Source organism: Filimonas zeae, assembly GCF_014641615.1.
GTDB lineage: Bacteria > Bacteroidota > Bacteroidia > Chitinophagales > Chitinophagaceae > Filimonas > Filimonas zeae.
Map to the genome: position 1 here is coordinate 37,622 of NZ_BMIB01000004.1, position 14,922 is coordinate 52,543.

Sequence of the window (14,922 nt, forward strand, 5' to 3'; positions counted from 1 at the left end):
ATACATTAGCGCGTCAAACTCCATACTGGATTCTCCTATTGAATATCTGAAGGGTGTAGGCCCTTTAAAGGGAGATATGCTGCGGAAAGAACTGAATATATTCACCTTCCGCGATTTGCTGGAACACTTTCCCCTCCGGCACATAGATAAAACACAGGTAAACCTGATTAACGAGATTAACCCCGAAACAGAATTTATTCAGGTGGCGGGTACCCTTGTTGACAGTACTATTATAGGAGAAAAAAGAGGCAAGCGGCTGGTAGCCCGCATACGCGATAAAAGCGGCATACTGGAACTAACCTGGTTTCAGGGCATAACCTGGGTACAAAAAAGCCTGCTGCCGGGTAAAGACTACCTGATATATGGCCGGTGCGGCTTTTTTAACGGTCGCCCGCAAATGACGCACCCGGAAATGGAACTGCTGGCCAGCGTAAAAAGTGCCGGTAAAAACTTTCTGGAGCCCATTTACCCTTCTACCGAAAAGCTGAAAGCCAGAAGTTTAAATGGCAGGCAACTGGGCACACTTACCAGCGTGCTGTTGCCTCAGGTGGCAGAGCGGGATATACCCGAAAACCTACCCGCCCCGTTATTGCAGCAGCTGAAAATGCCTTCGCGCTACCGCGCGTATTGTGATATACATTTTCCTAAATCGCCTCAGGACTACCAGGCGGCGGTAAGACGGCTGAAATTTGAAGAACTGTTTATAGCACAGATACGCCTGGCGCTGATAAAACTGCAACGCCACCGTTACAGCCGGGGTGTGGTGTTTGAAAAGGTAGGCGATATTTTCACGCATTTCTACAATCATGTGCTACCCTTTCAGCTCACCGGCGCACAAAAGCGGGTGCTGAAAGAGATCAGGCAGGACACTGCCCGTGGCAAACAAATGAACCGCCTGGTACAGGGCGATGTAGGAAGCGGCAAAACCATTGTGGCTTTGTTAACCATGCTGCTGGCGGCTGACAATGGCTACCAGAGCTGCCTGATGGCGCCTACCGAAATACTATCTCAGCAACACTATCAGGGTTTAACGGCCTTACTGAAAGATTTACCGGTTACCATGCGCCTGCTTACCGGCAGCACTAAAGCAGCCGAGCGCAGAAAAGTACTGGCTGGCCTGGCAGATGGTAGTATACAAATGGTGGTAGGCACCCATGCGGTTATTGAAGAAAGTGTGCAGTTTCAAAACCTGGGGCTGGCCATTGTAGATGAGCAGCATCGGTTTGGTGTGGCCCAACGCGCCAAACTGTGGCAAAAAGCCACTATACCGCCCCATGTGCTGGTGATGACGGCCACCCCTATTCCGCGTACACTGGCTATGACGGCCTATGGCGATCTGGATTACAGCGTAATGGACGAATTACCACCCGGCAGGCAACCCATTACCACGGTACACCGTAATGAAATGCAGCGGGCAGGTGTAATGGATTTTATACGAACCGAAATAGCCAAAGGCAGACAAGCCTACATTATATATCCGCTGATTGAAGAAAGCGAGAAACTGAGCTATGAAGATCTGATGCAGGGGTACGAGCAGGTAAAAAGCTTTTTTCCCGAGCCGAAGTATTACATAAGCATGGTACATGGCCGGCAACCGCCAGAACAGAAGGAAGCTAATATGCAACGTTTTGTAACCGGCGATACCCATATTATGGTGAGTACTACCGTAATTGAGGTGGGTGTAAACGTACCCAACGCTTCGGTAATGGTTATAGAAAGCACGGAAAAATTTGGATTATCCCAATTACATCAGCTTCGCGGGCGGGTGGGCAGAGGTAGCGAAAAAAGCTTTTGCATACTTTTAACAGGAGAACGGGTAAGCAAAGATGCCCGGGAACGTATCAAGATAATGTGCGCGACCAACGATGGCTTTAAAATTGCCGAGAAAGACCTGGAACTTCGTGGCCCCGGCGATATTGAGGGTACCAGACAAAGCGGCATGCTTAACTTTAAGCTGGCAAGTCTGATAAACGATAAGGCCATTCTGGAATCGGCAAAAAAATATGCGCAACTGTTGCTGGAACAGGACCCGGATATGACTTCGGCAGATAATTTGCCGTTAAAAAGTCATCTCCTTGCGAAAGAGGGAAAAACCTCCTGGAGCAAAATATCCTGACAACATTTTAGGCTTTTTTTTCGTTATTTATATTATATCTTATACAAAAATCGTTCAGCTTGAAAACCTTTACCAGATTATCTCCCTTGCTGGCGCTGCTTATGCTGCTGCAATCAGTTGCGCATGCGCAGGATTTTGAGTTTGTTGAAAACAAGGGGCAGTGGAACAGCAAAGTAAAGTTTAAAGGCAGCCTGAGTTCCGGAGCGTTTTTTTTGCAGGAAACCGGGTATAAGATACTGCTGAACAATTCCGAAGATGTACAAAAGCTTGCTGAATATTATAGTGGCCACCGCCACAACGAAACACCCGGTAACGGTAACCCCGGCGGAGGGGGTAAACCAGGTGGTGGAAGCCATGTAGGAATACCGGTAGCTACCCGCACATCCTCCGGTTCCACCGGTTCTGATGCACTCACCGTACGTTCACATGCCTATGAAGTGGTTTTTGCAGGCGCTTCTGAACACCCGCAGATTGTTCCGGATAAACCAGTAGATTCTTACTACAACTATTTTATAGGAAAAGATTCCAGCCAATGGGCGGGCGACTGTAAAATATACCAGGCTGTTTTGTACAAAAACATTTACCCCAATATTGACGTACGTTACTATACCGACAATGGTAAACTGAAATACGACATTATTGTAAACCCGGGCGGTAATGTAAATGACATTGTGCTGCAGTTTAACGGTGCGGACAAAGTGAGTGTGCAAAAAGGTAGTTTACAGGTACAAACGTCGGTAGGTAATGTAACCGAATTAAAGCCCTATACCTATCAGCTGGCCAATACCGGCCGTGCAGAGGTAGAAGCCGGCTATCAGGTAAAAGATAATACGGTAAGATTTAAAGTAGCAGCACATGCAGCAGATGCAACCCTGGTAATTGACCCCTCGTTGATATTTTCCACTTTTTCGGGTAGTAGTGCAGATAACTGGGGCTTTTCTGCAACTTATGATGGTGCAGGCAACCTGTATGGTGCCGGTATTGTGTTTGCCAATCAATACCCGGTTAGCAATGGAGCCTTTCAAACTACCTGGGGCGGTGGCGACCAGTCTGACAATGGTGGCCCGTGCGATATTGCCCTTATGAAGTTTAACCCCAGCGGGCGTAACAGAATATACGGCACTTATATTGGTGGCACCAAAGGCAACGAACAGCCACACAGTATGATTGTAGATAATGCCGGTAACCTGGTAATAGCAGGGCGTACCACTTCCAGCGATTTTCCTACTACCCTGGAAACCTATGGCGCCGGAGGCAGTTACGACATTTTTATTATGAAGCTCAACAGCACCGGTAGCGCCATGTTATCCAGCCGCAAGTTTGGCGGTAGCGGCAGCGACGGTGTAAATATTCAGCCCAAATACCCCACCACCGCAGGCTCTTTATCTACCCGGCGGAACTATGGCGATGATGCAAGAAGTGAAGTGATTGTGGATGCAGCCAATAATATTTATTTCACCTCACAAACCCGCTCAACCGGCGCAGGAGGCACTACTGCCTTCCGTACTTCTGCAGGCGCGTTTCAACCCACTTTTGGTGGTGGCACCCAGGATGCAGTGCTTATTAAAACAGCGCCAGATCTGAATGTACTTTTCAGTTCCTTTTTAGGGGGTAATGGCGATGATGCAGGTTTTGTACTGGCATTACATCCCGTAACCAATGATATTTATGTAGCAGGCGCTACCGGCAGCAACAACTTTCCGGGTGTTGGCAATGGCAGTGTTATTTCCAACAGCTATAACGGAGGCGATTGTGATGGCTTTGTAAGCATAGTAAACAATACCGGCACCACCCTTATCAAAAGTTCGTACTTTGGTACCAACGGACACGATCTGCTTTTCGGTATTCAATTCGACCGGTTTGCTTATCCTTATATAATGGGTACCACCACGGGTACCTGGCCGGTAATGAATGCCGCTTTTTCGCAGGCAGGTGGCAAGCAGTTTATTTCCAAACTCAACAGCGACCTCAGCAGTTATGTATACTCCACCGTGTTTGGGCCTAACAACAGCAAACCTTCCATTTCGCCTACTGCTTTTCTGGTAGACCGTTGTGAGAACGTGTATGTATCTGGCTGGGGCGGCGGTATTGACCAGACTGAAGGATATGATAACAGCGGTACATTCGGCTTAACCACTACGCCGGATGCACTTTTTCCCAATACCGTTGCGGAAAGGGATGGAGCCGATTTTTACTTTTTTGTATTGAAGAAAGATGCCGCTTCACAACTATACGGTACCATGTTTGGGCAAAAAGGTGGCCTGGGCGACCATGTAGATGGGGGCACCAGCCGCTTTGACAAGCAGGGCATTATTTATCAGGCATTATGTGCCAACTGTGGCGGAGGTGCTCAGTTCTTCACCACTGCCGGTGCCTATTCCCGTACCAACGGGGCATTATCGGGCCGTGGCTGTAATATGGCAGCTATTAAAATTGCTTTTAACCTGGCGGGGGTAGGTTCCGGCGTAAAATCTACTATACGCGGCATGTCCAGAAATACCGGATGTATACCACTGGATGTAACTTTTTCAGATACCCTGGCCATGGGTAAACAATACATCTGGCATTTTGGAGATGGCAGTACACCACAAACCACTACCGCCCCCACTGTTACCCATACCTACACCGCCGTAGGTACGTATTCAGTAATGCTGGTATCTGTTGACTCTACTGCGTGTAACGTAGCAGATACGTCTTACACCAGCATTAAAGCAGGAGATAACCCGGCCACACTGGGCTTTGATTATAAAAAGCTGTTACCCTGCGATCAGTTGAATTATGAATTTACCAATACCTCTACCGCTACCCGTCCGTTTACCAGCACTTCGTTCCGCTGGACCATGGGTGACGGTACTGTATACAGCGATAAGGGTACACAAACCTTTACGCACCCCTATGCCGCCGCGGGCACCTATAATGTAACGCTCAGCTTAACAGATACCAATTACTGTAACTATCCGGACTCTATTACGCAGCAGATTCGTATTGCCATTAACGTAGACGCACAATTTACCACACCGGCCAGTGGCTGTGTGCCGTATAATGCAGAGTTTACCAATACCAGTATGGGCGGCGAAACATTCCGTTGGGATTTTGGTGATGGCACAACTTCCACTGATGTTAGTCCTACACACCTGTATACCACGCCGGGTACTTATACCATTAAAATGGTAGCTACCGACTCATCTACCTGTAATATTGTGGACAGCTTTACTTATACCATCACCGTAAGCCCCAACCCTATTGCCAGCTTTACGTATTCACCTATACAGGCACAGGAAAACACGCCGTTCAACTTTACCAATACCAGTATAGGAGCCACTTCCTACCTGTGGGATTTTGGTGATGGAGAACGTATAGCTACCAACCGTAGGGATACATTAATCAGCTATATCTATACTGCTTCGGGTACTTATCAGATTTGTTTAAAAGCCACCAACCAATACGGTTGCGTAAGCGATACCTGTACCACTGTAAAAGCAGTGATAACCCCGCTGGTAGATGTACCGAGTGCTTTTACACCTAACGGAGATGGTATTAACGACGTAGTAAGAGTACGTGGGTTTGGTATAGCTAAAATGAACTTCCGCATTTTTAACCGTTGGGGAGTTCAGGTATTTCAATCAACCAGTTACAAAAGCGGTGTGTGGGATGGCCGCTATAACGGCACATTGCAACCTATGGATGTATACGCCTATGTTCTTGATATAGAATTCAGTGATGGACAGAGGTATCAGAAGCGCGGGGATATTACCTTATTGAGATAATAGAGCTTAGCCACAAGGTGCCGGAATATTTAAAAGGAGGCATGTATGAAAATTGGAAAAAGACAACCGGGATGGGGCATTACTTTAGTGCTGGGCTGCCTGCTGGCAAGCCTGCACACTCAGGCGCAGGATCTGCATTTTTCTCAGTATTTCAATTCCCCGTTACTGGTAAACCCCGCCAATACCGGGTTTGCGCCCGATGTAGACTGGCGCGTAGGCATTAACTACCGCAACCAGTGGGCAAATATTACCAATAACCCCTACAAAACCATGAGCTTGTGGGGCGATATGCAGCTGTTGAACGACCGCCTGGAAAACGGATGGCTGGGTGTAGGCGGTGCTATTTTACGGGATGTAGCCGGTGCCGGCAGCTTAACCTCTACCAAAATACAAGGCTCTGTAGCCTACCACCAGATGCTGGGTCTGGCCAGTTTGTTAAGCGCAGGTTTCAGTGGTGGATGGGTGAACAAAAGAGTAGATTTTTCCAAGCTTACGTTTGACGATCAGTGGAATAACAAATTCTTTGATATTACCATACCCAACGGCGAGCCGTTTGCCTACAGTGCAGTAGGTTATATGGATTTAAACCTGGGTTTGAACTATGCTTATTTTGCCAGCCAGAACGCTTACTTTAATGCTGGTGTAAGTATAAACCACCTGAACAGGCCTAAAGAAAGCTTTTTTGCAGATCGCACCGAATCGCAGCAGCTGGATATGCGGTACAACGTTTTTTTAAATGCCTCCCTGAAACTGAACGACCTCTGGATTGTGAATCCCAATATTTACTACAGCAGAATGACGAACGCCAGTGAAACCGTACTGGGCGTTAATGCCAACTACAACCTGAGCGGGGATGGTAAAACGCAGCTTATAGGCGGTTTGTACTACAGAAACAAAGACGCTTTTATACCGGTGGTGGGTTACCAGTGGAACGATTTTAAAATAACGGTTAATTACGACGCCACTACTTCTTCTCTCAGTACTTACAACCAGACAAAAGGCGCGTATGAGCTGTCGCTGGTTAAAACGGGCCTGTTTGATCCGGTGAAAGCATTGAAGTGTCCAACCGTCAAGTTTTAGATGTACACTTCCGCATCTTTACGTACTTTGCGGAAAACAAACCCGGTTCATGTTTGAGTTTCACGGAGATAGAAAAAGGTACTTTGATATTCAGGTATTGAATGCAGAGCAATACGTAATTCCTTTTATTGAAGAAAAGTTTGCCGTTAAACGCGGAATGCGCGTACTGGAAATAGGATGTGGTGAAGGCGGAGTTTTAAAAGCCTTTATTAACCGCGGCTGTACGGGTGTGGGTGTGGAACTGGCTCCTGAACGGGTAGCAAACGGAGAGAAATGGCTGCAGGAAGATATAGAAAAAGGCCTGATTCGTTTTGTAACCAAAGACATCTATAAAACAGATGCAGTTAGTGATCTGGGTGGCACTTTTGATATTATTGTACTGAAAGACGTTATTGAACATATACATGACCAGCCCAAACTGATTGGCTGGATGAAAACCTTTCTACGCCCCCAGGGCAAAATATTCTTTGGCTTTCCTCCATGGCAAATGCCTTTTGGAGGCCACCAGCAAATGTGTCAGAACAAGTGGCTGAGCAAATTACCCTGGTACCATCTGCTGCCCCGTTTTATGTATAAAGCCATATTACGCTCTAAAAACGAAGATGTGGCAGCATTACTGGAAATAAGAGATACCGGCATTTCTATTGAACGTTTTGAAAGGATAACCAGAGAGCAAGGATACAGCATAAGCCATAAAACATTTTACCTGCTGAATCCTATATATAAATGGAAGTTTGGCCGGGAAGCTATTAAGCAATTACCGGTACTGAAAGATATACCCTATATCAGAAACTACTTTACCACTTGTGTGTATTACCTGATATCGGCTAACTAATGTTCATGTTATATCATGTAATGATTAGCGTTTACATTTACTAAAATTTGATGCGGATGCAACCCGTTGTAGAAAAAGGACAGATAACCACCGAACACGTAACTGCTTTTCAGAAAATAGTAGGAAAAGAGTATGTAATGGCAGACGAAGAAACGCTGCGCCATTACGGCCATGATGAAACTGAACACTTATTGTTTTTGCCGGAAGTGGTATTAAAACCCCGCACAGCAGAAGAGATAAGTGAGATTATGAAAATATGTAACCGCGATGGTTTACCCGTTACACCCCGTGGCGGTGGAACCGGTTTAAGCGGTGGAGCCCTGCCCCACCTGGGCGGTGTGCTTATTGCCATGGAACGTTTTAACACCATTATTCAGATAGACGAAAGAAACCTGCAGGTAACAACCGAGCCGGGTGTTATTACCGAGGTGTTGCAAGACTCGGTAAAGGAAAGAGGTTTATTTTATCCTCCGGACCCCAGCAGCCGCGGCTCCTGCTTTATTGGCGGTAACATAGCCGAAAACAGCGGCGGCCCTAAAGCGGTTAAATATGGTGTGGTAAAAGATTATGTGCTGAACCTGGAAATGGTATTACCTACCGGCGAAATTATCTGGACCGGTGCCAATGTATTAAAAAATTCCACGGGTTATAACCTTACCCAACTGGTAGTGGGTAGTGAGGGTACCCTGGGCATTGTTACTAAAATTGTACTGAAGCTGATACCCCTGCCTAAATACGATCTGCTGATGCTGGCTCCTTTTGCCTCGCTGGAAAAAGCGAGTGAAGCGGTAAGCGCCATTTTCAGAGCGGGCTTTACACCCAGCGCTATGGAGCTGGCCGAGATTGACGCGCTGAAGATTGTAAGCAAAATGGTAGACAGCCATGCCGTTCCGGTAAACGACGATATTGCAGCGCACCTGATTATTGAGGTAGATGGCAATAACCTGGATGTACTGATGAGCGAAATGGAGGCTATTGCTGAATTGCTGCAGCAGTATGAAGCGGGTGAAGTTTTCTTTGCCGATGATGCGCAGCAGAAAGCGGAATTATGGAAGCTGCGCCGCCGGGTGGCTGAAGCAGTAAAAAGCAGCGGTTATACCATTGAGGAAGATACCGTAGTGCCCCGCGCGGAATTACCCGCATTAATACGTGGTGTTAAGGAACTGGGTAAACAGTACGACTTTAAAGCAGTATGTTATGGCCACGCCGGCGATGGCAACCTGCATGTGCGTATTCATAAAGAAGGCATTCCTAACAGCCATGGCAATGCTGAAATGCAGCACATACTGAGTGAGTTGTTTAAAATCGTACATAGCCTGGGAGGCACTATCAGTGGCGAACATGGTATTGGTTTGATACAAAAGGGCTATATGGATATCGTATTCAGAGAAGCCAACCTGAAACTGATGCGTGAGATAAAAAGAGTATTTGATCCAAACAACATTTTAAACGCAGGTAAGATCTTCGATTTATGAAAAAACTAATTCTGATTCTGTTTACACTTGTGCTGGCCAATGGCCTGTACGCTCAGGGTATTCCCCCTTCTTACGAAAGTGGTGGCTCTTCTACCGGCGAAAGCGGGTTTGATGCCAACCGTGTGTTTATTGGTGGAAACCTGAACCTGGGATTTGGCAGCGGATATACCAATCTTGGTGCAAACCCCGAAGTGGGATACAGTTTTTCGGAATGGATAGATGCGGGGCTGGCGTTTAATATCAGTTACCTGACGCAGAAATCGTACTATAGCAACGGAGCGGAAGCAAGCCAGTACAGAACGTTTAATTATGGTGCTGGTTTATTTACCAGGCTGTACCCCATTAAAAACTTCTTTATTCAGCTACAGCCAGAGTACAACTGGATGAATATTACTGAAAAAGCAACAGCCAGCAACGTGGAAAGAAAGTTCAGTGCCACAGCACCCAGCTTACTGGCCGGTGTAGGCTATAGCCAGCGTGTAATAGGGCAAAATGCCTTTTACCTGGCTATTCTGTTCGATGTAAATAAAGATCAGAATTCACCCTACCGCAACTACGATGGAAGCTACTTCCCTATTATAAGGGCAGGTTTTAACTTTTACCTCCATCCAAATCGCTAGCAATTTCAAAAGGGGTATTGCATACTTTCAGGCTTCCACGCCAGTCTTCGTATAAAAAGCCCTGTAGCTGCATGTGATTTACGTGACCGATGATATGATTATAATATCCTGCTGTATTCAGCAGGATTATTTTTTTAGGGTGTGTGCTCAGCGTGTTTAATGTAAGCATCTCAAACATTTCATCCATTACTCCAAAACCGCCTGGTAACACAATTACGGCATCGCAGCTATCGTACATCATTTTCTTTCGCTCCTGAATATCCTTTACTACCCGCAGTTCAGAAATACCTTCGTGCTGGTTTTGCCATTCTACCAATACTTCCGGAATAATGCCTACTACCGTTCCCCCTGCATGCATGGCAGCATTAGCTACCACCTGCAAAAGCCCCTTATTGCCACCACCATACACCATAGTAATTTTACGCTGGCCCAGTAAAGTGCCCAATTCTCTGGCGTGTTGCTCGTATAAAGGGGAAAGACCGGTGCGGGACCCACAAAAAACAGTCACTGCTTTGATATCCATACTTTAGAAACTTTGCAGCAGCAAATTACAACACTTCGGTAATCTCCGGGAAAATACCATGCAGATACTTGTTAATTACGTTCAACTTCCACTGCAACAGTTCAATTTCCTGCTCCTGTGCAGCACTTTTGGGTAAAGTGCCCGGTATGTTAGTTTGGCTGGCAGTGGTTTTAACGTGTAGCAGCACCCCTTTAATTTTCTTTTGCAGCTGCAGTGTTTTACTGTTAGCCTGTTGCATTTGCACGTGGTATTCCTCTATGCGCTCGGTTAATTTCCGGTTCCGCTCTTCCAGAGCGTTGCACTTTACTTCCAGATCGTGCAGGCGCATGCTTCGGCTATCAGTAAAAGCAACCGGCCGGTTTTCCTCACTTAAAGGAATACGTTTGCGACGCTGAGAAAGGGATGGGTTGTGGTTTTCGTTCATAAATTAAAATATCGCTGACAATTTATGAATATTTAAAATATCTGCATGTGTCTATCGGTGCATTCTATACCATAATCGTGCGTATCTGCTAACGGGGCACCAATTCTTCCATTACCGCAAAAAACTGCAACCAGACCATATAAACACAATATATTTGTTACTTACCATTGTTTAACTGTATGTCGCCGGTACTCCTCTTCTCGTTCGTGGTCGCTTACTTTATACTGCTGCTGGTGGTAGCCTGGTACACGGGCCGCAACTCCAATAACGAATCGTTCTTTATTGGTAACCGCAACAGTAACTGGATGTTAGTGGCGTTTGGTATGATAGGTACCTCGTTAAGCGGAGTAACCTTTGTAAGTGTGCCTGGCGCCGTAGGCGATGTGGCTGGTGGAAACTTTAAAGGCTTTGCCTATATGCAGGTAACCATTGGCTATCTGATAGGTTACTGTGTAATTGCCTTTGTACTATTGCCCCTGTATTACCGCATGAACCTTACCTCTATTTACAATTACCTGCTTAACAGGTTTGGTAAGGTAGCCTACCGCACCGGCGCTTTGTTTTTTATCATCAGCCGTACCGTAGGCGCCACTGCCCGTTTGTACCTGGTTATTAATATTCTGCAGTTTTTTATACTGGACCGCATGGGGGTGCCCTTTGTGGTAACCGCCATGGTAATACTGCTGATGATACTGTTGTATACCTTTGAAGGCGGCGTAAAAACCATTGTTTATACCGATACCCTGCAAACATCGCTGATGATTACCGGACTGATTGTATGCGTGGTGTATATACTGAACCACCTGAACCTCAGCGGCGGCGAAGCACTGAGCCAGCTGAAACAACAAGGCTATCTGAACGTATTTAATACCGATGTAAACAGCAAAGGCTTTTTTCTGAAACAGATTATTGGCGGTGCTTTTATTACTATTGCTATGACGGGACTGGACCAGGAAATGATGCAGAAAAACATCAGCGTAAAAAAGCTGGGCGATTCGCAGAAAAACGTGATTACCATGGCTATTGTACTGGTAGGCGTATTGTTTCTGTTTCTGCTGCTGGGCGGATTGTTATACCTCTATGGAGCCTCTATAGGTGGCAGCTATCAGGATGTAATGGTAAATGGTAAAATGGTGAAGCAGTTTATGCTTACAGACGGGGCAGGCCATGCCTATAATGTAATAGGCGATAAAATGTTCCCTTCTGTAGCGCTGAACTACCTGCCCACTGCCATAGGAGTTATCTTCATCATTGCGCTGATTTCTGCGCTTTTCCCCAGTGCAGATGGGGCACTTACCGCTTTAACCTCTTCTTTTTGTATAGACCTGCTGGATTTGCAACACCGGACTGATTTGCAGGAAAGCGGAAAAAAACGCCTGCGTTTAACCGTGCACCTCACGTTTGCCATTGTATTTCTGATGTGCGTAATGGTATTTCATTTTCTGAACAATAACAGTATTATAGATATTATTCTCGATCTGGCAGGTTATACCTATGGGCCGTTACTGGGCCTGTTTGCGTTTGGTATTTTCACCAAACGCGCACTTCCCAACTCGCTATCCATTACCCTCATTTGTTTGATAGCACCTGTTTTATCGTACCTGCTGGCACAACACGCCAAAGATTGGTTTAACGGCTATCAGATAGGTATAGAACTGCTGATTATAAACGGGTTACTCACCTTTCTGGGATTACGGATGATTTCTAAACCCGGAATAACCTCCAATACGGCTGCGGCATGAACAATGAACTGATTCCTACGTTAATAGAAGCATATGCTGCCGCTTTTACCAGCCCGGAAAGCAGCGTGCTGCACCAGATAAATGAAGAAACCACCCTGCACCATGCCCAGCCACATATGCTGAGCGGCCATGTTCAGGGCCAGGTGCTGGAGTTTATGAGCTTTATGCAAAAGCCCCGGCACATTCTGGAAATAGGCAGTTTTACGGGTTACAGTGCACTTTGCCTGGCAAAAGGACTGCAACCTGGCGGGCACCTGCACACCATAGAAGTGCGGGAAGAAGACGCAGCAATTGCCCGGGCAAATTTCCACAAGGCAAACATGAATAATATAATAACTTTGCATATAGGTAATGCTCTGGATATCATTCCTGCATTACCGCTGGAGTGGGACCTCGTTTTTATAGATGCAGATAAAGTTAACTATGTTGCATACTACGAAATGGTATTACCACGTTTACAGCACGGAGGCATTATAATTGCCGATAATGTATTATTTCACGGCCAGGTGCTTACAGAGCCTGTAAAAGGAAAAAGCGCCAAAGCCATAGACCAATTTAATAAGCATGTGCGGGATGACACACGGACTGAACAGGTACTACTTACCGTTCGCGATGGACTAATGCTTATCAGAAAGAAATAAAAACCTTACCGGATGAAGAAATTGATTATTGCAGCCAGCGCGCTCTGCCTGCTGCAAGTGACTAAGGCCCAACAAACCACAGCATCGAAAAGCTATGTTGACAAGTATAAAGACATAGCTATGAAGGAAATGATACGCACAGGCGTTCCGGCATCCATAACCCTGGCACAGGGCATACTGGAAACCGAATCGGGCCAGAGCAACCTGGTGAGATCTTCCAACAACCACTTCGGTATTAAGTGTAAAACAGAATGGACAGGCGCCAAAGTGTATCATGATGATGACGCTAAAGGCGAATGTTTCCGCAGCTACAATACTGCTGAGGAGTCTTATGCAGATCATTCTGACTTTTTGCGTAACCGCCCCCACTACGCCTTTCTGTTTCAGTTAGATCCTACCAATTACGAAGGCTGGGCAAAAGGATTGCGGAAAGCAGGCTATGCCACCAACCCGGCTTACGCACAGATGCTGATGAAAATTATTGTAGACAACAACCTGCAACAATACACCCTGCTGGCCATGAACAAACCGGCAGAAACAGGTAACAACGGCGATTTTTTTGCGTCTAATACTGCTAAACCGCAGCAGCCGGCAAATGAAACTGCTGCCCCTGTAGCAAACGCACTTAACAATGAGGTAGAAGCCGCGGATAAACCTACGCCTTCCGGCCAGTCGGTTAAAATAGCACAAACCATGGCTGCGCCGCCCAGCTACCCTACCGGTACTTTTAAAATAAATGAAACCAATGTAATGTATGCAGATGCAGGCGTTTCTTTATTTGCACTGGCCAATAACCACAACATTACCTATAAAAAGTTGCTGGAGTTTAACGAGTTAGACAATGTAGACATACTGGAGAATGCCAGCCTTATTTTTCTGGAAAAGAAGCCCCGCAAAGGTGCTAAAGACTTTCATGTAGCAGAGCAGGGTGAAACCCTTGAGGCGATTGCGCAGAAAGAAGGCGTGAGGCTGGAGAATGTATTGTTATACAACCGTATACCACGCAATAAAACCTTGCATGCCGGAGATAAAATTTATCTTCGCGGAAATGCTCCCGTAGCTGCTGCAACTGCCCCCGCCGGTAAAACGGCCAAAGCCAGCTAGCAAGCGCATTGCAAAACAAGTATTTATGGCACTGATTCAGGTACACGACAAAACATTTACTCCGTACTTGTCTGAAAAAGACATTCATGAAAAGCTACAGGAGCTGGCAGCACAGCTGAACAAAGATTATGCGGGCAAACGTCCCTTGTTTATTGCTATTCTCAATGGCTCCTTCATGTTTTCATCGGACCTGTTTAAGTACCTGACTATTGATGCAGAGATTTGTTTTATTAAACTGGCTTCCTATAAAGGCACCAAGTCAACCGGGCAGGTAATTACTGCCATAGGTTTGGATACAGATATTACCGGGCGTGATGTGATAATACTGGAAGACATTATTGATACCGGTAAAACACTGAACCAGTTTTTACCTCAGTTGCACAACCAGCAGCCTGCATCTTTAAAAATTGCTGTATTGCTTAATAAGCCTGAAGCCAGGCAATTTCCCGTACCTATAGATTATTGCTGTTTTTCCATTCCGAATAAGTTTGTGGTAGGATATGGCCTTGACTACGATGGTTTAGGAAGAAATATCAGGGAAATATATCAATTGTATTCAGATTAACCCTAGTTTTAAGGGTACAAACATCAACCC

At 46.0% G+C, this 14,922-nt stretch carries 12 protein-coding genes; 10 read left to right on the forward strand and 2 right to left on the reverse strand.

The annotated features are described in order from the left end of the window. Positions 1-22: 22 nt before the first annotated feature. The 6 genes from recG to IEY13_RS18940 are packed head-to-tail and all read left to right on the forward strand — an operon-like array spanning position 23 to position 9,893. Positions 23-2,116 (forward strand): ATP-dependent DNA helicase RecG, encoded by a 2,094-nt coding sequence (recG, locus tag IEY13_RS18915; protein WP_262891986.1) that lies wholly within the window; start codon positions 23-25, stop codon positions 2,114-2,116. 59 nt (positions 2,117-2,175) lie between these two features. Then, entirely contained in the window at positions 2,176-5,883 is a 3,708-nt protein-coding gene (locus IEY13_RS18920; protein ID WP_229687917.1) for a DUF7948 domain-containing protein, read from the forward strand. 45 nt (positions 5,884-5,928) lie between these two features. Beyond that, complete coding sequence (locus IEY13_RS18925) at positions 5,929-6,963, forward strand: PorP/SprF family type IX secretion system membrane protein (protein WP_188955120.1); 1,035 nt, start codon at positions 5,929-5,931, stop codon at positions 6,961-6,963. A gap of 49 nt (positions 6,964-7,012) precedes the next feature. Then, positions 7,013-7,798, forward strand: a complete 786-nt coding sequence (locus IEY13_RS18930) for a class I SAM-dependent methyltransferase (RefSeq protein WP_188955122.1) — start codon at positions 7,013-7,015, stop codon at positions 7,796-7,798. A 56-nt stretch (positions 7,799-7,854) separates the two neighbouring features. Continuing rightward, entirely contained in the window at positions 7,855-9,273 is a 1,419-nt protein-coding gene (locus IEY13_RS18935; RefSeq protein ID WP_188955124.1) for an FAD-binding oxidoreductase, read from the forward strand. Beyond that, positions 9,270-9,893 (forward strand): hypothetical protein, encoded by a 624-nt coding sequence (locus tag IEY13_RS18940; RefSeq protein ID WP_188955126.1) that lies wholly within the window; start codon positions 9,270-9,272, stop codon positions 9,891-9,893. The genes IEY13_RS18935 and IEY13_RS18940 overlap by 4 nt, the downstream gene beginning before the upstream one ends. On the opposite strand, the gene IEY13_RS18945 is transcribed toward IEY13_RS18940, so the two are convergent. Then, complete coding sequence (locus IEY13_RS18945) at positions 9,865-10,416, reverse strand: LOG family protein (protein ID WP_188955128.1); 552 nt, start codon at positions 10,414-10,416, stop codon at positions 9,865-9,867. The genes IEY13_RS18940 and IEY13_RS18945 overlap by 29 nt on opposite strands. A 25-nt stretch (positions 10,417-10,441) precedes the next feature. Then, entirely contained in the window at positions 10,442-10,840 is a 399-nt protein-coding gene (locus IEY13_RS18950) for a hypothetical protein (RefSeq protein ID WP_188955130.1), read from the reverse strand. Between the two features lie 179 nt (positions 10,841-11,019). On the opposite strand from IEY13_RS18950, the gene IEY13_RS18955 reads away from it, so the two are divergent. The 4 genes from IEY13_RS18955 to hpt are packed head-to-tail and all read left to right on the forward strand — an operon-like array spanning position 11,020 to position 14,892. Continuing rightward, positions 11,020-12,582, forward strand: a complete 1,563-nt coding sequence (locus IEY13_RS18955) for a sodium:solute symporter (protein ID WP_188955132.1) — start codon at positions 11,020-11,022, stop codon at positions 12,580-12,582. Beyond that, complete coding sequence (locus IEY13_RS18960) at positions 12,579-13,223, forward strand: O-methyltransferase (protein ID WP_188955134.1); 645 nt, start codon at positions 12,579-12,581, stop codon at positions 13,221-13,223. The genes IEY13_RS18955 and IEY13_RS18960 overlap by 4 nt, the downstream gene beginning before the upstream one ends. A gap of 12 nt (positions 13,224-13,235) precedes the next feature. Continuing rightward, positions 13,236-14,327 (forward strand): glucosaminidase domain-containing protein, encoded by a 1,092-nt coding sequence (locus tag IEY13_RS18965; RefSeq protein WP_188955136.1) that lies wholly within the window; start codon positions 13,236-13,238, stop codon positions 14,325-14,327. Between the two features lie 25 nt (positions 14,328-14,352). Continuing rightward, complete coding sequence (hpt, locus tag IEY13_RS18970) at positions 14,353-14,892, forward strand: hypoxanthine phosphoribosyltransferase (RefSeq protein WP_188955138.1); 540 nt, start codon at positions 14,353-14,355, stop codon at positions 14,890-14,892. Positions 14,893-14,922 lie beyond the last annotated feature (30 nt).

Bases quoted from the DNA above. Each gene is read 5' to 3' on its own strand.
- IEY13_RS18925 (WP_188955120.1), top strand. From the start codon at position 5,929: ATGAAAATTGGAAAAAGACAACCGGGATGGGGCATTACTTTAGTGCTG.
- IEY13_RS18930 (WP_188955122.1), top strand. From the start codon at position 7,013: ATGTTTGAGTTTCACGGAGATAGAAAAAGGTACTTTGATATTCAGGTA.
- IEY13_RS18935 (WP_188955124.1), top strand. From the start codon at position 7,855: ATGCAACCCGTTGTAGAAAAAGGACAGATAACCACCGAACACGTAACT.
- IEY13_RS18940 (WP_188955126.1), top strand. From the start codon at position 9,270: ATGAAAAAACTAATTCTGATTCTGTTTACACTTGTGCTGGCCAATGGC.
- IEY13_RS18945 (WP_188955128.1), bottom strand. From the start codon at position 10,416: ATGGATATCAAAGCAGTGACTGTTTTTTGTGGGTCCCGCACCGGTCTT.
- IEY13_RS18950 (WP_188955130.1), bottom strand. From the start codon at position 10,840: ATGAACGAAAACCACAACCCATCCCTTTCTCAGCGTCGCAAACGTATT.
- IEY13_RS18955 (WP_188955132.1), top strand. From the start codon at position 11,020: ATGTCGCCGGTACTCCTCTTCTCGTTCGTGGTCGCTTACTTTATACTG.
- IEY13_RS18960 (WP_188955134.1), top strand. From the start codon at position 12,579: ATGAACAATGAACTGATTCCTACGTTAATAGAAGCATATGCTGCCGCT.
- IEY13_RS18965 (WP_188955136.1), top strand. From the start codon at position 13,236: ATGAAGAAATTGATTATTGCAGCCAGCGCGCTCTGCCTGCTGCAAGTG.
- hpt (WP_188955138.1), top strand. From the start codon at position 14,353: ATGGCACTGATTCAGGTACACGACAAAACATTTACTCCGTACTTGTCT.